This window comes from Nonomuraea sp. NPDC049269 (genome assembly GCF_043197155.1).
GTDB lineage: Bacteria > Actinomycetota > Actinomycetes > Streptosporangiales > Streptosporangiaceae > Nonomuraea.
The window spans coordinates 540,874-558,174 of sequence record NZ_JBICSO010000007.1 but is presented as its reverse complement, the minus strand read 5'-3'; the positions used below and the strand labels follow the sequence as shown (position 1 = coordinate 558,174).

Genomic DNA, 17,301 nt, shown 5'->3' with positions numbered 1-17,301 from the left:
GAGCCGGGTTCCTTGACGGTCAGGCGGTGACGACCGCCGCGTTCTCCCCCAGAAGCGCGAGAACGACCGCCGTGTCGAACAGGAGCGACGGGATCAGCCGGAGCCGGAACAGCGCGAGAATGGCCGCCACGTCGTCCGCGTGAGCCGTGTCGATCACCGGGACGGGCAGGCGGGCGGCAGCGGCGTCGGCGTCGGCCAGCACCTGTTCGCGCGCCGCGGCGTACTCCGCGCTGCGGGCGATCGGCTCCAGCCGCTTCCACACCTGCGGCATGAGGCCGGGCCGGCCGCCGATCGCGCGGTAGTAGCTCAGCACCCGGGGATGATCGTGCACGGCGCGGATCTCCTCGTACACCCGCGCCAGTTCCTCGCCGGGCGGAGTCCCGTCCGGCACGATGTTGACCGCGGCCGGGGAAACACCACGCGGTCCGGGGCCGGTGTTCCCGTCGAGCGCGAGGCCCGGATCGGCGCCGACGGTGAGCCCTCGGTACCAGCACGAGGCCAGCAGGAGGATCTCGGGCAGCAGCCGGTGGAAGGTGATCGTGTAGCGCGCGATGTCGGTGCCGACGGCCGTCAGGGACTCCTCCGGCGCGGGCAGCAACCCGGCCGGCACGCCCAGCCCGGCCGCCGCCTGCTGGAACTCCGCTGACCCGATGACGGGCTTGAACTGGTTCCAGGCCGGGACGAGGTAGTCGGGATAGTTGGCCAGCGCCTGGAAGATGGGGCTGACGAACGGTACGCCCAGATAGCCCGGCACTTCCTTGATCACTTGGGCGGCCTCGGGCGTCAGCTCGGGCTTGGCGGGCAGTGACGGCAGCAGCACCGCGCCACGGGCGGCATCGCCGGGCCCCGTGGTGATGATCGTCTCGGCGGTCGTCTCGCCGGCCACCTTCCGGCCGATCCGCAGCGGGTTGGCGTCCCTCAGCGGGGCGGGAAGCTGGTTCTGCGGGCTGTTCTGGTAGGCCACCGGGCGCAGGAAGCGGAAGATCCCGTTCGTGCCGACCGAGGTGGCGGCGGCGTTCGTGGTCGCGGGGTACGGACCGCCGTGGTGCATCGCGTCGGTGACGGCGACCCCGGTCGGCCAGCCGTTCCAGACGATGCGCCCGACCCGGGCCGCCAGCTCGGCGGCCAGTCGCCGCCCGTCCTCACTGTCCCCGGCGCCGAGCTGGATCGTTCCGGTGAGGTGCCCGTCGAAGGACCTAGCCGCGCCGATCAGCTCATCGGGCTCGCCGTACCGGACGATGACGCCGAACGGCCCGAACCGCTCCTCGCCGAGCGCCGGGTCCGCCAGGAACGTGGTCAGATCGGCCTCCACCAGGCTCGCGGGGAAGGAGAAACCGGCGTCGTCCGGCAGGACGGCTCCGGTGAGCACGCGTACCCCGGCCCGCTCCGCCACCTCCGCCGCCCCCGCCGCCAGGCGCTGCCGCATGGCGGCGTTGAGCATGACGCCGGGCGGCTGCTCCTGGACTTGGTGCACGGCTCGCGCCACGAAGCTGTCGCCGGCCTCGCCGCTCGGCACGAAGATCACGCCGGGCTTGGTGCAGAGCTGGCCGTTCGACGTGGTCAGCGAGGTCGCGAAGCCGTCCGCCAGGGATTCGGTGAGTGCTCCGGGGAGGACGAACACCGGGTTGAGGCTGCCCATCTCCGCGTACACGGGAATGGGGCGCGGGCGCGCGGCGGCCAGGTCGAAGATCGCCCGGCCGCCGGCGAGCGAACCGGTGAAGGCGACGGCCGCGATCTCGGGCGCGGTGACCAGCCGCCGCGCGACCTCCAGCCCGCTCTCCTGGAGCAACTGGAACACCCCGCTCGGCGCCCCGGTCGCGGCCACCGCCGCGTGCACCGCCGCGGCGACGAGCTCGGCGGTCTCGGGATGCGAGGGATGCCCCTTCACGATCACCGGACACCCGGCGGCCAGCGCCGCGGCGGTGTCGGTGCCCGCCACGCCGAACGCGAACGGGAAGTTACTGGCCGCGAACACGGCGACCGGGCCGAGGGGCACGTTGACGCGGCGGATGTCCGCGGCGGCGCCAGTCGCCGGGTCGATCACCGCGTCGAAGTGACCGCCTTTCTCGATCATCCGCGCGAACTGGGTGAGCTGGAGCACGGTCCGCTCCACCTCACCGTCGAGACGCTGCTCCGGCAGCCCGGTCTCCGCGCCGGCCACCGCGACGAGCTCGGCTCGGCGGGCCGTCAGCTCATCGGCGATCCGCCGCAGCAGGGCGACCCGCGGCGCCGGGTCGAAGCCGCCCCAGACGGGAAACGCCTCGGCCGCGCCCGCGAGGGCCTTGTCGAGATCGGCGTGCGTCGCGTCGGCGAACCGGCGCCGCTCGGCTCCTGTCCGCGGGTCCATCGACGAGAAGCTCTTGGCAGATTGCATGCAACGTAGGGTACAAACTTGGATCCAATGTCTCAAGAGTCTGTTTCATCACCGTTTCGCATCTGTAGCCATGGTCGATCTGACCGGTGAAGAAGCCGGACGCGGACGCCGGAAACCAGGCCGACGGGGTGGTCACGTCGGCCTGGGGGAAGTGCTAGGGCGAAGTCAGCTCAGGACAGGTACAGCCCGACGGACGTCTGCAGGGCGTCGAGCCGGCGGCTGGCCGCGGCCTGGACGTCCTCGACATGGATCCGCGCCTGCTTCTCCGCGCCCTCACGGTCGCGGCGCGTCAGCGCCTCGACGATGCGCTGATGGCCTTCCACGCAGGTGACGACCTCTTCCCGGGTGAACAGGACGGCCATGTTGTACGTGATGCCGAAGTCGCGGTTGCGCAGCCATTCGTCCAGCAGCCGGCCGTTGCCCGAGGCCCGCACGATGGTCTGGTGGAATTCGCGGTTCATCCGGCCCAGCTCGGCGCGTGGCCGCTGCACGTACTCCTCGATCGGCCCGTCGTAGAACGCGGCGATCGTGCCCAGTTGCTCCTCGGACGCGCGTACGGCGGCCAATCCGGTGGCCATCGCCTCAAGGGCGCACCGCACCTCGTAGATCTCGCGGATCTCGTCCGGCGTGTGCTCGCGCACGACCCAGCCCTGCCGCTCCCGGACGACCAGCCCCTGGTCGACCAGGCGCATCAGGGCGACGCGTACAGGAGTGCGGCTGCTGTTGAGCTGCGCCGCCACCTCGTCTTCCGGCAGCCGCTGGTTGGGGCGGTATCTGCCCTGGAGGATCGCGGCCCGTATGTGCTCGTACGCCTGGTCGCCGAGCGACTGCCCGCTACCCGCACGAGGCCTCCTGCGCTTGGCCGCAGGCTCCTCCGTACGTGCCCCGCCGGGTCGTTCGGCCATCAGTCCTCCGGTCCGTCGCTCATGGAGATCCTTCCAGTATGCGGTGAGATCCAGAAATCCCTGCACGGCCTGGGTGAGCCATCCCAAAGTGCCTCGTACCGGAGAAGTATCCTGCAATTACCGTCGCAACCGTGGAGCCGGCAGCCTGGGAGACGGTGGTCGGGGATCGGTCGCGCGGTTTCGGAACTGCGATGACTGAGGAGAAGAGATCATGACGCGACCCCCTTTGCCCCCGTTCACCCGGGAGACCGCCATAGAGAAAGTCCGGCTGGCGGAAGACGGCTGGAACACCAGGGACCCCGAGAAGGTGGTGCTGGCCTACACCAAGGATTCACGCTGGCGGAACCGGGCGGAGTTCGCGACGGGACACGATGAGATCGTGGCGTTCCTCCGGCGGAAGTGGGCCAGAGAGCTCGACTACCGGCTGATCAAGGAGCTGTGGGCCTTCACCGGGGACCGGATCGCGGTCCGCTTCGCCTACGAGTGGCATGACGACGCGGGCAACTGGTTCCGCTCGTACGGGAACGAAAACTGGGAGTTCGACGAGCAGGGCCTGATGCGGGTGAGGCATGCGAGCATCAGCGACCTGCCGATCCAGGAGTCGGACCGGAAGTACCACTGGCCCCTGGGGCGCCGCCCGGACGACCACCCGGGCCTGACCGATCTCGGCTTCTGAAAATTTCTCCGCTCTGACGAGAAATGATGGCCCGACTCCTTACATAGGCACAGATGTCCGCAAGTCGCACTATGAAGGAGCCGGGCATGGGAATGCCGAGGAGACCGAGCACGGGAACGGCCAGTGGGTGACCAGCGAGCCAGGCTCGAGGCCGTCTACCGGGAGACGTACGGCCAGATCACGGCGTACGCGGCCCGCCGCTGCGCGTCGCCGCAAGACGCGGCCGACGTGGTGGCGGAGACCTTCGCCATCGCCTGGCGGCGCATCGATGAGCTGCCCGGCGGAGCGGAAGCCACGCTGTGGCTGTACGGCGTGGCGCGAAAAGTGCTGGCCAACCACTACCGAGGCGAGGTTCGCCGCCAGGCCCTCAGCGTGGAGCTCGACGCCGAGCTGGCCGACCTGTACCAGGCCGCGCCCGACAGCGGGGTCGAGCTGAAGGCGATCACGGAGATCTTCCGGACCTTGTCCGATGATGATCGCGAGCTGCTGTCCCTGGTCGCCTGGGAGTGCCTGGACCGGCAGGAGATCGCCGCTGTGCTCGGCCTGTCACGCAACGCCGTACGCATCAGGCTCCACCGGGCCCGCAGGCGATTCGCCCGCGCCCTCGCCGAGGCGGACGTGCGCTTCACGTCGAAGAGCCGGTTGATCCCGGCGGAGAGGCAGCTGTGAAGAACATCGACGACGTCGACGAGATCACTCGCGCGCTGGCCCGGGTCGAGCCCGGAGCCCTTGGTGGCCGCCCGTCCGACGCGGGGGCGCGGACGTTGCTGGACTCGATCATCGCCGAGGAGCCCGGCGCCGTTGGCGGCGGCCCGTCCGTGGTCCGCCCACGCCGGCGCCGTCCCCGGCGGTTGGTCCTGGGGCTGGCGGGCGCGGGGGCGCTCGCCGTGGGCCTGGTGATGGCGCAGAGCCTGCTGCAGAACGGCGTACCCCCTTCCTACGCGGTCACCAAGGACGCCGACGGCGTCGTGTACGTCAAGGTCAGGGACTTCCACGACGCCGCGGGACTGACGAGACAGCTGAAGGAGCTCAACGTCCCCGCCATCGTCGACTACGCGCCTGCGGGCAAGTGGTGCCGGGAACCGCGCGGGACGTACGTCAAGGACATTCCCCGCGGCCTGTACTCCGTGCCGGAGAACATTCCCGGAGAAGAGACCTCCGGCGGCTGGCAGATGCGGATCAACACCAAGCTCTTCAAGCCCGGCCAGACCTTCGTCTGGACGATCGGCGAGGAGAGCACCAGCACCATCCTCATGAACAATCCGGTCGCGCCGTGCGTCCTCGTGCCCGACGAAAGCCACAAACCGAAGGAGGACAAGTCCGACACCCGGCGGGCGACCGAGAAGGGCCGCTCGCTCGCCGGGTTCCGGGTGGATGAGAAGACCGTCGGCGAGGTTCTGCCCGAGATCAGGAAACGCGGACTGAAGGTCACCTACGTCGTCATGGCAATCCCAGAGGGAAATCCAGGCGGCTACGGCGTACTCCGCACGCAGACCGCTCCCGTCGGCGACGACTGGATCGTCTGGGAGGCGGAGGAATCCATGGGCAAACCAGGAGTGGTCCGCCTGCTCGTCACGGACAAGCGCTACGACAAGAACCCCGTTTACGGAGGTCCACGCGACAACGTCATCAAGGACTAGCAGGCGGCACTCGCTCCTGCGGGTACGTACCGCTTAACCTGCGGAAACAGGCTCACACGACGATCCATGCGCAGGACGTCCGTGGACGTGGCCCTGAGGGCTACAAGGCCCTCTTCACCGAGCTGCGCACCGCGTTCCCGGACCTGCACGTCGAGGTCGAGCACCTGATCGCCACCGAGGACGAGCTGGCCTTCGCCTACACCATCAGCGGCACCCACCTGGGCGACCTCATGGGCCACTCCGCCACCGGCGGGAAGGTCAGCTACCGCGGCATGCAGATCAGCCGTTTCGCCGGCGGCAAGCTGGTGGAGCGGTGGGGCAGCAGCGACCAGCTCGGCATGCTCGCCCAGCTCGGTATCGTCTGAACTCGCCCGTCAGACACGCGGAACGGCCTGTCCGCCCGGGATCGGCCGTTCCGCGTCTCCGCTCCTCCAGGCCGTGGGCTTGACCATCAGCGCGGGAACAGCTGTCTCCTCAGCAGCTCGGCGCGCACGATGGTGTCGTCGATCCAGAACGTGGTGGAGCTGGTGTTGTTGGTCGCCTGCACCTGGATCTTCTTGTTGCAGTACATCCTGGAGTTGTTCGCGGGACACGTCACGTACCCGGCGGCGAGCATCGAACCGTCGCGCCAGCGCCGGTCATCGGGGTTGGCGGTGTCCCAGTCGAAGCGGTCATTGTCGGCATTGTTGCTCGGCGGCAGCGCCACTCCGTCGACGATGATGCGGCCCCCGCACCAGTTGCCGATCACGCTCGGCCCCTTGCATCGGATCTCGGCGTTCACCCAGACGGTGAGGTGTCCGTGTGTGCCTCTTGGCACCTGCACGTACATTGAGCCGCAGGTCAGGTCGGTCCACCCCCTGCCGGTGATCGTCTGCGTCTGATGGCCGCTGATGACCTCGATCTGGTCGGTCGAGCGTCTGAATCCGGACGTGACGCAGTCCCCGGAGCCCTTGCCGTGTCCGGCGGCGGTCGCCGCCCCGGGCACGATGGCCAACGGTATGGCCGCTGCGGCGGCGAACAGAGCGGCCTGAGCTTTCCTCGTCCCGGTCCTCATAGGCGCTTCCTTCTCATTGGGGAGTCCGATCATTCACGCCCCTGTTTTTAGTGCGTGCGTGATCTCATGAAGAACGACACGCGTCAGCCCCCTGCGGCCGAGCCGATAACTTTCCCCGTCCATGGGTCGTTCGAGATCGAGACGGAACGTGACTAGTGCCCGATGATCCGGTGGGGCAGGTAGGGAGCCTCCAGGCGGGCCGTCTCCTCGCCGCTCAGGGACACATCCACCGCCGCGATCGCGTCATCCAGCTGACGCACCTTGCTCGCCCCGACGATCGGCGCGGTCACCCCAGACCTCCCGAGCAGCCAGGCGAGCGCGAGTTGTGCCGGGGGCAGTCCTCGTTCGTCGGCGATCGCCCGCACCACGTCGACGACGTCGAAGTCGGCGTCCTCGTACATGCTGTCGGCCAGCAGGTCGCTGCCGGATCGGACAGTACGCCGCCGGCCGTCGCGCCAGCGGCTCCCGGTGAGCAGTCCGCGCGCCAGCGGGCTCCACGGGATGACGCCCACTCCCTGGTCCAGGCAGAGCGGGATCATCTCCCGCTCCTCCTCCCGGTACACCAGGTTGTAGTGGTTCTGCATCGACACGAACCGGGTCCAGCCGGCCGTCTGAGCGGTGTGCTGCGCTTTGGCGAACTGCCAGGCGTACATGCTGGAGGCCCCGATGTAACGTGCCTTGCCGGCCCGTACCACGTCGTGCAGGGCCTCCATGGTCTCCTCGATCGGGGTCTCGTGGTCCCAGCGGTGGATCTGGTACAGATCGACATAGTCGGTTCCGAGCCTGGTCAGCGAGGCGTCGATGGCGGCCAGTACGTGCTTGCGGGACAGCCCTCGGTCGTTCGGGCCCGGTCCCGTCGGGAAGTAGACCTTCGTGGCGAGTACGTAGTCGTCGCGGCGGGCGAAGAGCTTGGCGAGCAGCCGCCCGGTGATCTCCTCGCTCACGCCGTCCGAGTACATGTCGGCGGTGTCGAAGAACGTCACACCCGCCTCGACCGCGCGCCGCACGATCGGCTCGGCCGCGTCCTCGCGCAGGATCCACTCCCAGGAACGGGGATCGCCGTAGCTCATCATGCCCAGGCAGATCCGGGACACCCGCAGCCCCGACGAGCCCAGCTTCACATAGCGCATTCCGTCTTACCTTCCTGAAGGATCTCCTTGGCAGGCGCAGTCCGGACCTCGCGGTGGAGGGCGACCGAGAACACCACGAGGGCGACTCCGGCGAGATCGGCCAGTGAGGGAAGCTGCCGGAGCACCACGACGCCGATCACCGTCGCCGTGGCCGGAAGCAGCGCCACCAGCAGCGCGTACGTGGAGCGGGCGATGCGTGCCATGGCGAGCTGATCGCACACGTACGGGATCACCGACGAACAGATCCCCACCCCGATCCCGGCGGCGAGCGTGACCGGGTCGAGCACCGCGGGAGCGGCCTGCCCAACACTCACCGGCGCGACGAACACGCAGGCGACGAGCATGGCGGCGGCCAGCCCGTCGATGCCGCTGACGCCGCTCGGCCGCCGAGCCGTACGGTGGGCCAGCACGATGTAGGCGGCGAACAGCGCCGCGTTGGCGAAGGCGAACCCCAGCCCCAGCGGGTCCCCGGCCGGCCGGATGCCGGTCAGCACGTAGACACCGCCGACGGCCGCGACGAGTGCCACGAGGTTACGGACGGTACGGGCACCGAGCGCGGCCAGCACGATGACCGGCAGAAACTCGATCGCGGCGACGGTTCCCAGGGGCACGCGGGCGATCGCCAGGTAGAAACAGACGTTCATGGCCGCGAGCACCGCGGCCCAGGCGAGGATCGAACGACGGCCCGCGGCGTCGAGCCGGGCGAGGGTCCGCCAGGGGCGGCGCCAGAGCGCGAAGACGAGCGCGGCGCTCCAGATCCTCAGCCCCGCGACCCCGAGCGGGGCGAGCCTGCTGAACAGGAGCACGGCGAAAGCCGGGCCGAGGTAGTGGAAGACGGCGCTTCCCAGGAAGTAGGTCCATGGAGGCGCCGCGGAGAGTACGGCACGAGGGCCGGTGGGCGACATGCCCCCATCGTTGGCCAGCCCGTAATTTAGGAGAATGGCGAATCGAAGGATCAGACCCGAGCGGGCGTACGAACCCAAGGGAATGGACGCCCTCGACCTTCGTATTCTCGCCGAGCTGCAGGTCGACGCCAGACTGAGCTTCGCCGAGCTGGGCCGGCGGGTCGCCCTGTCGGCCCCCGCGGTGGCCGAGAGGGTGCAGCGGCTGGAGGAGACGGGAGTGATCACCGGCTATCACGCCGAGGTCGACCCGCGGGCGCTGGGTTTTCCGGTCACGGTGATGGTCCGGATCCGCCCGGCGATCCGGGAACTGCACCGCATCTCCAAGATCGCCCAGGAGGTTCCGCAGATCGTCGAGTGCTACCGGATGACCGGCGACGACTGCTTCTACTTCACGATGCACCTGCGGGCGGTCGACGAACTCGAACCGATCCTTGACCTGTTCACGCCCTACGGTCAGACGACCACGTCGCTGATTCACACCGCTCCCGTGCCGCGCCGTCCTCTGCCCCTGGAGTGAGACTCGGGCCCGTGTGGTGCGCGATCAACGGCAGGACGATCTCGGCGAGCGCGTCTTCAGGCAACGGGCGGTGGTTGAGCAGCGTCTCGACGGCGACGAGTGTGAAGGGTGCCACGGCGGCTCTGGCCGGAATCCGGACCCGGTCGATCTCGCCGCGCAGCACGGCACGTTCGAGCAGGAGGTCCATCTCACGCTTGCCGGCCTGGCCGACGCGCTCGTGAAGGTAGTCGGTGAGCTCGCTGCCGTCTGCCCTGCCGTCGCCGATCGCCTGGAGGATCGGGGAAAGTTCGATCATGCGTGTGCTGACCACGCGGAACTGGGTCAGCAGGTCGGTACGCAGAGAGCCGGTGTCGGGAACGGGCGGCGGCATGGGCGGCGCCTGGTGGCGTAGGGCGGCCAGGACCAGGTCACGTCGGTGCGGCCAGCGGCGATAGAGCACCGTCCTGCTGGTCCGAGCGCGCGCGGCCACGGCGTCGTAGGTGAGTTCGTGGTAGCCGACGGCGCGCAGCTCCTGCCAGGCCGCCTCCAGCAGAGCCGCCGGCACCTTGCCCAACGGCGACACCACCCGCAGCGTCTTCGACCCTGCGACAGTGGCGCGGGAGATGCTGCCCTACTTCGACGACTGCGCCGACCGCGCCGAAGCGCTCCGCCGCCAGGGCGCCGACGTCGTGTTCGTGACCGGGTGCGAGCTGAGTCTGTTCGCCCGCGGCTACCTGCCCGGCGACACCTTCACCGAGCGCATGCAGGTCCTGCGCGCCTCGCCGGAGGAGCGCGCCGCGGCGCTGGCCTCGATACCCGATCCCGTCAACGCCTTCCTCGCCCGCGTCGCCGCCTCCGTACGCCCCCGCTTCGGCGGCCCGATCAGCTACGCGTCCATCCCCATCGAGTACGTCGACTGGACACCCTTCGACATCGTCGGCGTGGACGCCTACCGCAACCAGCACAACGCCGCCACCTACCGCGCGGACCTGGAGGAGCACTTCACCCACGGCAAGCCCGTCGCCGTCACCGAAGCCGGCTGCTGCACCTTCCACGGCGCGGGCGACTGGGGCGCCGGCGGGTGGACCGTCGTCGAAGACGGCCGCGTCAAGTCCGGCACCGTACGCGACGAGGGCGAGCAGGTCCGCTACATGGACGAGTTGCTGACCGTCTTCGACGAGGTGGGCATGGACACCGTCTTCTGGTTCAGCTTCGCCGGGTTCGAACTCCCGCACCGCGACAACCCCCGCGACGACCTCGACCTCGGCTCGTACGGCATCGTCAAGATGCTCGACGGCACCCAGGGCCACACCTACCCCGGCATGCCCTGGGAGCCGAAGGAGGCCTTCCACGCCCTCGCCCGCCACTATGAGATCGGTTCGGCTCAATAAGGTGGGCCGATGGCGGACATCTACGAACTCGCGCTGACGGTGGACCTTCGCCCTGACATCACCGATGACGAGCTCGCCGAGCTGCGGTGGCATGTGGGGCAGGGGCCGCGACCCGAGCGGCTGCCGATCGGCACCGACAACTATCTGGAGGCCTACCCGCTCGGTGATCCCGACGACCCCGATTGCGAATGGGAGACGGCGGAACCAGAGCCCGCGTTCACGCAGCGCGGCACCGCACTGTTGGTGGGCGGCGTGCTCGTCGCCGAGCTGGCCGGGCGGGAGCGTTCTGATGGCTGGGCGCTGACGGTACGCCAAGAAGTGCATCCCGACGCGTTCTATCAGCTCCGGACGCTGCTGGAGTGGCTCGGCCGGTGCTCGGCCAACGCGCAGACCGACGGTAGCGAGTTCTTCGTGGGTTACCTGCGCTTCTGCGAGAGCGTGGAGATCGAACCGCTTGTTCTCTCGAACGGGCGGATCCACCTGCCGGAGGCGATCGAATCGCATACCCCGCACTGGGCGGCCGAGGGCACAGGGCCCGAGATCAGGGGATGAGGCCGGCGGTCGCGGGGAGGGCGATGTGGGCGTTCTTGATGGGCTCGCCGTGGCCGACGCAGGCCAACTCCGCGTCGACATCCGCGAGCTTGCGGAACGAGCGCAGCATCTCCTCGCGGTCGAGGTTGAACACCCCGGGCATGACCTGCCTTCCCACGTGCGCCACCGTGTCCCCGGTGACGTCTCCCCACAATCGATCGTCGATCCGAGGCCGTTGCATCCCTGGTCCGTCGTGTGGCATCGCCAGAACTCGCGGCCGATGCTCCAGACGCCGGCAGCCTGTCGGTTTTCGTCTACTTTGTAAAGGTCGAGCGCGGGGGAGCGGCAGCTTATTCGATGGAGGCGCTTTCTTGCCGCTTGTACAGTGGCTGGCTCCAGCTTCAAGGGGCGGCAGGGGAGAGATCATGCGCGTGCACTATCCGCGTACCCCTCACCTGCCCTGGTCACCTGGCGTGACACCGGACGACGTCCGCGCGGGAGATCTGTCCGGGCTGCGCGGGCGCGAGGTCGTGGTCACGGAGAAGCTCGACGGAGAGAACACCACCCTGTACGCGGACGGGATGCATGCCCGGTCGCTGGACTCGGCTCACCATCCCTCCCGGGCGTGGGTCAAGGGTCTGCAAGGACGGATCGGTGAACGGATCCCGGCGGGGTGGCGGGTGTGCGGGGAGAACATGTACGCCCGGCACTCCATCGCGTACCAGGGGCTGGAGAGCTGGTTCTACGGCTTCTCGGTTTGGGACGGCGATCGGTGCCTGGACTGGGACCGCACGGTCACCTTCCTGCGTGGGCTGGGCATTCCCGTCCCGCCGGTGCTGTGGCGCGGCGTCTTCGACGAGCGGGCGCTGCGGGGATTGCGGCTGAACGCGGAGCGGCAAGAGGGCTACGTGGTACGGGCCGTCGAGGGCTTCGGGCGGGGGGAGTTCGCGGGGCGGGTGGCCAAGTGGGTGCGTCGCGAGCACGTGCGGACCGGCACGCACTGGATGCACGCGAGCGTCGTGCCGAACGCGCTCGGCCCGGGGGCGGCGCTGTGGTCGGTGCGCTCGGGCGCGGACTGCGAGGTGAACGCCCTGCTGGCCGCGGTGGACCTCACCCGAGCCGAAGCAGGGGACCTCGCCCGAGCCGAAGCAGAGGATCTCGCCCGAGCCGAAGCGAAGGACGTCCTCCCGGAGGCGGTGGCCGAGGTGTCGGCTCGGCTGAACGTGCTCGGCCGGTGCGGGGACGCCCGGCTGGCGGGCGTGCTGGCCGTGGCGCTGCGGTCCATACCCCGGGCCCGGTTGGCGGCCCGGCTGGCGAGGCCGCTGGGCATGCGGCTGGCGCGGCGGGTCGCGGACCTGGCCGGGCTGCACGGCGCGCTGAGCCGGCCGTACCCGGACGAGGGGCGGCGTGCCGGGCTGGGGCGCATGGCGTTGGCCGCTGACCTGGGCGTGCTGCACGCCGTGGCGGCGGCCCTGCTGGCGGGGCGCGTGGACGATGAGGCCGAACAGGAGCGTGAGCAGGTCGAATGGTCGGTCCTGCATGCCGAGGAGGCCGGGCTGCTCGGGCCGGGGCCGCTGGAGCCGTTGCGGGCCGGTATGCGCGAGGCACTGGCCGGCCTCGGTGAGGAGGTGGCCGAGCGGTGCTGGGCGGAGGCGCGTGACGCCTGGGCCAGGGGGAGGGTCACCACGGTCGAGGAGGCCGTGGCGGCGACCTGGCGGTGGCGGTCGAGGCGGTTCCCCCGGCTGGTGCATCTGGTCGGACCGTCGGGCAGCGGGAAGAGCACGTTCGCGGCCGGCCTGCCGGAGATCGACGCGTATCTGTCACTGGACGATCTGCGCGATGCCAGGGGTTCGCGGGCGGACCAGCGGGCCAACCGGGACGTGCTCGGCGAGGGGCTGGCTCGGCTCGATGCCGCCCTGGCGGCCGGTGGCACCGTGGTCTGGGACGCCACCTCGCTCAACCAGCACCAGCGTTCCCTGGTCCACGCCGTCGCGCGCCGCCGCGACGCGCTGACGACGCACGCCGTCGCGCTGGTGAAGGAGGACGAACTGCACCGGCGCAACGCCCGTCGTACCCATCCGGTGCCGCCGCACGTGCTGGCCGCTCAGGTGCGGCGGTTCGTCCCGCCTTATCCGGGTCAGGCCCATCGCACCTGGTACGTCGGCGCGTCCGGAACCATCGAAGACCTGGACGGGGGTGAGGCTTGATGCGTACCAGCGAGGAGCTCTACCACTGGGTCCGCTGGGATCCGCGCTTCGACCCGTCGCGTTTCGTGCTCGGTGTCGGCCAGCGGGGCGCCGACCCCAAGCGCATCCCGCTGCCGATCTTCGTGCCCGGCGGCGACGTTCCGTGGCACCGGGTGCTGTTCGTCGAGGCGGACGGCGAGCTGGTATGGGACCGCGCCACCGGACTGGATCGGATCGACACCTGCGACGCGGGCCGGGTACGCGCCCCGCGCCGCCTGCGCGCGCCCGTCTTCAGCGCCAGAACCCCGCACACTTGGGACCCGGCCGTCGGCTGGCGGCCGAGCACGGGGTCCACGGTGGAGTCGTCCACCGTAGGGGCCGTCCGCCTCCTGACCTGGAACACCCTCTGGGACCGCTACGACAGCGACCGTATCGACACCGCGCGGCGCCGGCCCCTGCTGCTGGCGACCCTGGAAGCGGCCGACGCCGACGTCATCGCGCTGCAGGAGGTCGAGCCCGCGCTGCTGTCGCTCCTGCTGGCGGCCCCGTGGGTGCGGGCCCGCTACACCGTCGGCAGCGACCCGGATGGCGAGGATGTCGCCGACAGCGGGCTGCTGCTGCTCAGCCGGCTGCCCGTCCGGGAGGCGGCCTGGCAGCGGCTCGGCCCGCACAAGGCGGTCGCCGCGCTCGCCGCCGAGACCGCCGCCGGTCCGCTCGTCGTCGCCACCACCCACCTGACCAGCGACCACACCGCCGACGGCGCGGCGCGGCGGCGGGCCGAACTCGCCCGGATCGCCGAAGGGCTGGCCGGCGTCGAGGGTGACCTGGTCCTGATGGGCGACTTCAACGACGGCACGGACGTCCCCGCGTCGGCCCTCGGGCTCCGCGACGCCTGGACGGAGGCGTACGGGTCCGGCGACGACACGCCCACGTTCGACCCGCGTGCCAACCCGCTGGCGACGCTGTCCTCGCTGTCCGGGCGGGCCGCCCGGCTGGACCGCGTGCTGGTGCGCGGCCGTCCCCGGACCGTCGCGGCCGCCCTGCGCGGCGACACGCCCGATCCCGGCGGGCTGTACGTTTCCGACCACTACGGGGTGGAGACCGAGCTCGACGTCATGGACAGCGCGCCCGCCGGGGTGCTGGACCTGCCGCCGACCGCGCGCACGGCGGTGGCGTGGATTCCGCCGGAGGAGCTGTGGCCACCCATCCAGGCGCTCCGCCGGACGCACGATCCGCAGGTTGACCGCTGGCTGCCGCACGTCAACCTGCTCTTCGGGTTCGTGCCGGAGCCGGCGTTCGAGGCGGCGGCGCCGTTGCTGGCCGCGGCGGCCGCCGAAGTGCAGCCGTTCGCCGTACGGCTGGAGGGCATCCGCTCCTTCCAGCACCGCCAGGACACGACCATCTGGCTCGACCCGGCCGCCGCCGATCCCGCACCATGGGCCCGCCTGCGTCACGTCCTCCACCAGCGCTTCCCCCGCTGTGCGGGCCGCCCAGAAGGCTTCATCCCGCACCTGACCCTGGGCCGCGTGAACGCCCCGCATCATGCGGGCATCCGGCTCGACCCGATGATCGCCCGCGTCGGGGCGGTCGTACTGCTGTCGCGGCGAGCGGACGAACCCATGCGCCCGCGCGCGGTGATCACTCTGGGAACGGGCGAACTCCGATGGCTGCCCGAGCCCGCCACGCCGGAACCCATCACGCCCGAGCCCACCGCCGCTCCGCCCGCGCTCGTACCACCCGAGCCGATTCCGGACCTGACCGACCTGGCCGATCGTGTCACTTGCCGCCTGGCGGAGGCGCTCAGTCCCGGGATCGTGCACGTCGCAGGCTCCCGGCGCATGGGTTGCGCACTCCCCACCGCCGACTTGGACCTGGTGGCGGCGCTCCCAGACACCGGTACGGACGTTGAGGCTCGGGTGCGGGCGGCGCTGCCCGAGGCCGTGCGGCTGCGGCAGGTGATCGGCGCCCGGGTGCCGGGCCTGCGCCTGCGCGTGTCCGACCTGGACGTCGACCTGACCGTGGTGGCAACCGGCCAGATCCCCCCGGCGCAGTTCCTGCCCCGCCGCGCCGAACTGGGCGAGGCGGCGGCCATCGCCCTGAGCGCGGTCAGTGACGCGGACGCGATCCGCGCCGCGGTGGGCCCCGCACACCAGCGTTTCGCCCGCCTCGCCCGTGAGGTGAAGGCGTGGGCCCGGGCCAAGGGCCTGGACGCGGCCCCGTTCGGCGGCTTGCCCGGTCTGGCGTGGGCGGTGCTGGCCGCCCGCACCGTCCTCGATGCCGCCGGCGAATCCGACCTCGGGCTCCTCCACCGATTCTTCAGCACCTGGGCTGCCTGGGACTGGCACGAGCCGGTCACTCTCACCCCCACCGCCACCCCAGCCGCCCCAGCCGCCCCAGCCGCTCCAGCCGCTCCGGCCGTGATGACCGTGATGACGCCCAGCGCTCCCGTGCGTAACTGCGCTCGCCAAGTCACCCGTGGCGGTCTGGACCGGCTCACCCAGGAGCTCTATCAGGCATGGGAGCTCACGGAGAACGGCTGGTCCGCGGAGTCACTCGCCCCGCCGCCCCTCCACCGCCGTCACGCGGCCTGGGTGGTGCTGACCGTACGCTCCGACCGCCCCGAGGAGCTCGACGCGGTGCTGGGGCGGGTCAGAGGCCGCATGCTGGAGCTGCTCACCGCCCTGGAAGAGGCCGGGGCGCCGGACGTCCACGCCTGGCCACGCCCGTTCGAGAACGGCCCCCGGCAGGCCCGCTACGCGATCGGCCTGGGCCGCACGCCTCCGCAGGCCGCACAGCTCAGCGAGATCACCGGCCGATGGGCCAGGAACATGTCCGGCGTCACGGTCGAACGGGTTGATCGAGGCGTCGTACCAACCTTGATCTGATCACCATCACGACGAGACCTCATCAGCGCTGCGCGGCTCCCGGCGCTCTTGCTGGTTGAGCCGGTGACGCTGGAGGGAGGAACGGCGGTAGACCTCCTCGCGTGCCCGCATGATCTCGCCGAGCGGCGCGTGTTCGGCCGTCACCCGCCACGGGGTGAAGGAGAGCGCGTCCATCTTCTTGAGGGTTTCCTCGTCCGAGATGTCCTGCTGCGGCAGGCGCAGCCTGGCGACCGTGACGAACGGGGACAGCCGCTCGGGCCACTCGACGGTGAGGTCCTCTACCGGCATGCGGTCCAGGTCGGCGCAGAGCTGGACCTGGATGTCGAACGCGTAGGGCCGGTCCCTCATCTCGGCCACCAAGGCCGGCCGGAAGACCTCTTCCGCGGCTGCCAGGTCGATGGCGCGATGGACGACCGCGGCGGCGGAGGCGGGGTCGGGGGCGAGGCGCACCTTGGCGATGTGGTCGCCGTGCCGTACCGCGCCCATCGTGAAGTAGGTCGACAGCAACACGTTCACCAAGGGCCGCTGTGACACCGCGAGGAAGGCCAGGAACTCGTCCCACGCCCATTCGTCCTCGGCCAAGCTTCCCTTGCCGGTCACGAACTCCCGGTAGAAACGATGCCGCCCGGGCGCGCCCTGGGCGAAATACTTCGGCGCGTCGAGGAACAGTTCCTGGATGAACAGGTAGTGCTTCACCGTGTTGCAGAAGAAGACCGGCGCGTTGATGAGGGTGTAGTCGAAGGTGCCGGTGTCGGGCTCGTCCGCCAGCAGGGTCGGACCCTGGATGCCGAACATCTTCAGCGCCAGCCCGGTCGCGCGGCCGAGGCGCGCGTCGGCGCCCGCGTGCGGTGAGCCGTTGGAGAAGCGGACGAGCGCGTCGTGCCGTCCCGGTGTGGCGTAGATGCCTTGCGCGTACGCGGCGGGCAGCTGGTCGAGGATCTCGACTTCTCCTCTGACGAGCCCGTATCCCTTGGCGTGCGCGTCACGGACGGCCAGGCCGGTGCCCTCAGCGGTCACCGATTCGGCGATGTACCGCTCGGTCTTGGCGATCACCGTCTGCAGGGTCTCGTCGAAATCGGGGACGGTGGCTTCGACGTCTGGTGTGTAAGGGATGAATTGCGAGGGCAT

The 17,301-nt window shown here is 70.3% G+C and carries 17 protein-coding genes; 9 read left to right on the top strand and 8 right to left on the bottom strand.

Translation table 11 applies throughout. From position 1 onward, the window contains the following. Window positions 1-19 precede the first annotated feature (19 nt). Together ACGFNP_RS38160 and ACGFNP_RS38155 are read right to left on the bottom strand one after the other, a co-directional pair. Entirely contained in the window at window positions 20-2,374 is a 2,355-nt protein-coding gene (locus tag ACGFNP_RS38160) for an aldehyde dehydrogenase family protein (protein ID WP_393327133.1), read from the bottom strand. A gap of 170 nt (window positions 2,375-2,544) precedes the next feature. Continuing rightward, the gene (locus ACGFNP_RS38155; protein WP_358317609.1) at window positions 2,545-3,279 is read right to left on the bottom strand and encodes a GntR family transcriptional regulator; all 735 of its coding nucleotides are present in this window, start codon (window positions 3,277-3,279) and stop codon (window positions 2,545-2,547) included. 211 nt (window positions 3,280-3,490) lie between these two features. Here ACGFNP_RS38155 and ACGFNP_RS38150 point away from each other — a divergent pair, with 211 nt between their 5' ends. From ACGFNP_RS38150 to ACGFNP_RS38135, 4 genes are all read left to right on the top strand, one after another. Next, a complete protein-coding gene (locus tag ACGFNP_RS38150; protein ID WP_393327130.1) occupies window positions 3,491-3,955 on the top strand; it encodes a DUF1348 family protein in 465 nt (154 codons plus the stop codon). Between the two features lie 123 nt (window positions 3,956-4,078). Next, window positions 4,079-4,624, top strand: coding sequence for an RNA polymerase sigma factor (locus ACGFNP_RS38145; RefSeq protein ID WP_358317613.1), 546 nt, complete (start codon window positions 4,079-4,081; stop codon window positions 4,622-4,624). Next, window positions 4,621-5,595 carry a hypothetical protein gene (locus ACGFNP_RS38140; RefSeq protein ID WP_358317615.1) on the top strand — a complete coding sequence of 325 codons (975 nt, stop codon included), beginning with the start codon at window positions 4,621-4,623 and terminating at the stop codon, window positions 5,593-5,595. The genes ACGFNP_RS38145 and ACGFNP_RS38140 overlap by 4 nt, the downstream gene beginning before the upstream one ends. After that, window positions 5,478-5,960, top strand: a complete 483-nt coding sequence (locus ACGFNP_RS38135; RefSeq protein WP_393327515.1) for an ester cyclase — start codon at window positions 5,478-5,480, stop codon at window positions 5,958-5,960. The genes ACGFNP_RS38140 and ACGFNP_RS38135 overlap by 118 nt, the downstream gene beginning before the upstream one ends. A gap of 86 nt (window positions 5,961-6,046) precedes the next feature. Here the strand turns inward: ACGFNP_RS38135 and ACGFNP_RS38130 are convergent, their stop codons facing one another. The 3 genes from ACGFNP_RS38130 to ACGFNP_RS38120 form a co-directional block, all read right to left on the bottom strand. Then, complete coding sequence (locus tag ACGFNP_RS38130; RefSeq protein ID WP_393327127.1) at window positions 6,047-6,649, bottom strand: hypothetical protein; 603 nt, start codon at window positions 6,647-6,649, stop codon at window positions 6,047-6,049. 152 nt (window positions 6,650-6,801) lie between these two features. Continuing rightward, entirely contained in the window at window positions 6,802-7,779 is a 978-nt protein-coding gene (locus tag ACGFNP_RS38125; protein WP_358317619.1) for an aldo/keto reductase, read from the bottom strand. After that, window positions 7,767-8,684: a DMT family transporter gene (locus ACGFNP_RS38120; RefSeq protein ID WP_393327124.1), complete on the bottom strand. Its 918-nt coding sequence runs from the start codon at window positions 8,682-8,684 to the stop codon at window positions 7,767-7,769. The genes ACGFNP_RS38125 and ACGFNP_RS38120 overlap by 13 nt, the downstream gene beginning before the upstream one ends. A gap of 34 nt (window positions 8,685-8,718) precedes the next feature. Here ACGFNP_RS38120 and ACGFNP_RS38115 point away from each other — a divergent pair, with 34 nt between their 5' ends. After that, window positions 8,719-9,201: an Lrp/AsnC family transcriptional regulator gene (locus ACGFNP_RS38115; protein WP_358317623.1), complete on the top strand. Its 483-nt coding sequence runs from the start codon at window positions 8,719-8,721 to the stop codon at window positions 9,199-9,201. On the opposite strand, the gene ACGFNP_RS38110 is transcribed toward ACGFNP_RS38115, so the two are convergent. Then, complete coding sequence (locus ACGFNP_RS38110; RefSeq protein WP_393327121.1) at window positions 9,125-9,763, bottom strand: TetR/AcrR family transcriptional regulator; 639 nt, start codon at window positions 9,761-9,763, stop codon at window positions 9,125-9,127. The two genes, ACGFNP_RS38115 and ACGFNP_RS38110, sit on opposite strands and share 77 nt — an antisense overlap. A 28-nt stretch (window positions 9,764-9,791) precedes the next feature. Between ACGFNP_RS38110 and ACGFNP_RS38105 the strand changes: the two genes are divergently transcribed. Next, window positions 9,792-10,571, top strand: coding sequence for a hypothetical protein (locus ACGFNP_RS38105; RefSeq protein ID WP_393327119.1), 780 nt, complete (start codon window positions 9,792-9,794; stop codon window positions 10,569-10,571). A gap of 9 nt (window positions 10,572-10,580) precedes the next feature. Continuing rightward, window positions 10,581-11,123, top strand: coding sequence for a hypothetical protein (locus ACGFNP_RS38100; RefSeq protein ID WP_393327117.1), 543 nt, complete (start codon window positions 10,581-10,583; stop codon window positions 11,121-11,123). Here the strand turns inward: ACGFNP_RS38100 and ACGFNP_RS38095 are convergent. Beyond that, window positions 11,113-11,280, bottom strand: a complete 168-nt coding sequence (locus ACGFNP_RS38095) for a hypothetical protein (protein ID WP_393327114.1) — start codon at window positions 11,278-11,280, stop codon at window positions 11,113-11,115. The two genes, ACGFNP_RS38100 and ACGFNP_RS38095, sit on opposite strands and share 11 nt — an antisense overlap. A 247-nt stretch (window positions 11,281-11,527) precedes the next feature. On the opposite strand from ACGFNP_RS38095, the gene ACGFNP_RS38090 reads away from it, so the two are divergent. Then, complete coding sequence (locus ACGFNP_RS38090) at window positions 11,528-13,309, top strand: RNA ligase family protein (protein WP_393327111.1); 1,782 nt, start codon at window positions 11,528-11,530, stop codon at window positions 13,307-13,309. Further along, window positions 13,309-16,173, top strand: coding sequence for a poly(A) polymerase (locus ACGFNP_RS38085; RefSeq protein WP_393327108.1), 2,865 nt, complete (start codon window positions 13,309-13,311; stop codon window positions 16,171-16,173). The genes ACGFNP_RS38090 and ACGFNP_RS38085 overlap by 1 nt, the downstream gene beginning before the upstream one ends. Before the next feature lie 6 nt (window positions 16,174-16,179). Here the strand turns inward: ACGFNP_RS38085 and ACGFNP_RS38080 are convergent, their stop codons facing one another. Further along, window positions 16,180-17,301 (bottom strand): catalase family protein, encoded by a 1,122-nt coding sequence (locus ACGFNP_RS38080; protein ID WP_358317637.1) that lies wholly within the window; start codon window positions 17,299-17,301, stop codon window positions 16,180-16,182.

Excerpts from the sequence above, each read along its gene's own strand:
- ACGFNP_RS38160 (WP_393327133.1), bottom strand. The coding sequence starts at position 2,374 with ATGCAATCTGCCAAGAGCTTCTCGTCGATGGACCCGCGGACAGGAGCC.
- ACGFNP_RS38155 (WP_358317609.1), bottom strand. The coding sequence starts at position 3,279 with ATGGCCGAACGACCCGGCGGGGCACGTACGGAGGAGCCTGCGGCCAAG.
- ACGFNP_RS38150 (WP_393327130.1), top strand. The coding sequence starts at position 3,491 with ATGACGCGACCCCCTTTGCCCCCGTTCACCCGGGAGACCGCCATAGAG.
- ACGFNP_RS38130 (WP_393327127.1), bottom strand. The coding sequence starts at position 6,649 with ATGAGGACCGGGACGAGGAAAGCTCAGGCCGCTCTGTTCGCCGCCGCA.
- ACGFNP_RS38125 (WP_358317619.1), bottom strand. The coding sequence starts at position 7,779 with ATGCGCTATGTGAAGCTGGGCTCGTCGGGGCTGCGGGTGTCCCGGATC.
- ACGFNP_RS38120 (WP_393327124.1), bottom strand. The coding sequence starts at position 8,684 with ATGTCGCCCACCGGCCCTCGTGCCGTACTCTCCGCGGCGCCTCCATGG.
- ACGFNP_RS38115 (WP_358317623.1), top strand. The coding sequence starts at position 8,719 with ATGGCGAATCGAAGGATCAGACCCGAGCGGGCGTACGAACCCAAGGGA.
- ACGFNP_RS38100 (WP_393327117.1), top strand. The coding sequence starts at position 10,581 with ATGGCGGACATCTACGAACTCGCGCTGACGGTGGACCTTCGCCCTGAC.
- ACGFNP_RS38090 (WP_393327111.1), top strand. The coding sequence starts at position 11,528 with ATGCGCGTGCACTATCCGCGTACCCCTCACCTGCCCTGGTCACCTGGC.
- ACGFNP_RS38085 (WP_393327108.1), top strand. The coding sequence starts at position 13,309 with ATGCGTACCAGCGAGGAGCTCTACCACTGGGTCCGCTGGGATCCGCGC.
- ACGFNP_RS38080 (WP_358317637.1), bottom strand. The coding sequence starts at position 17,301 with ATGCCCTCGCAATTCATCCCTTACACACCAGACGTCGAAGCCACCGTC.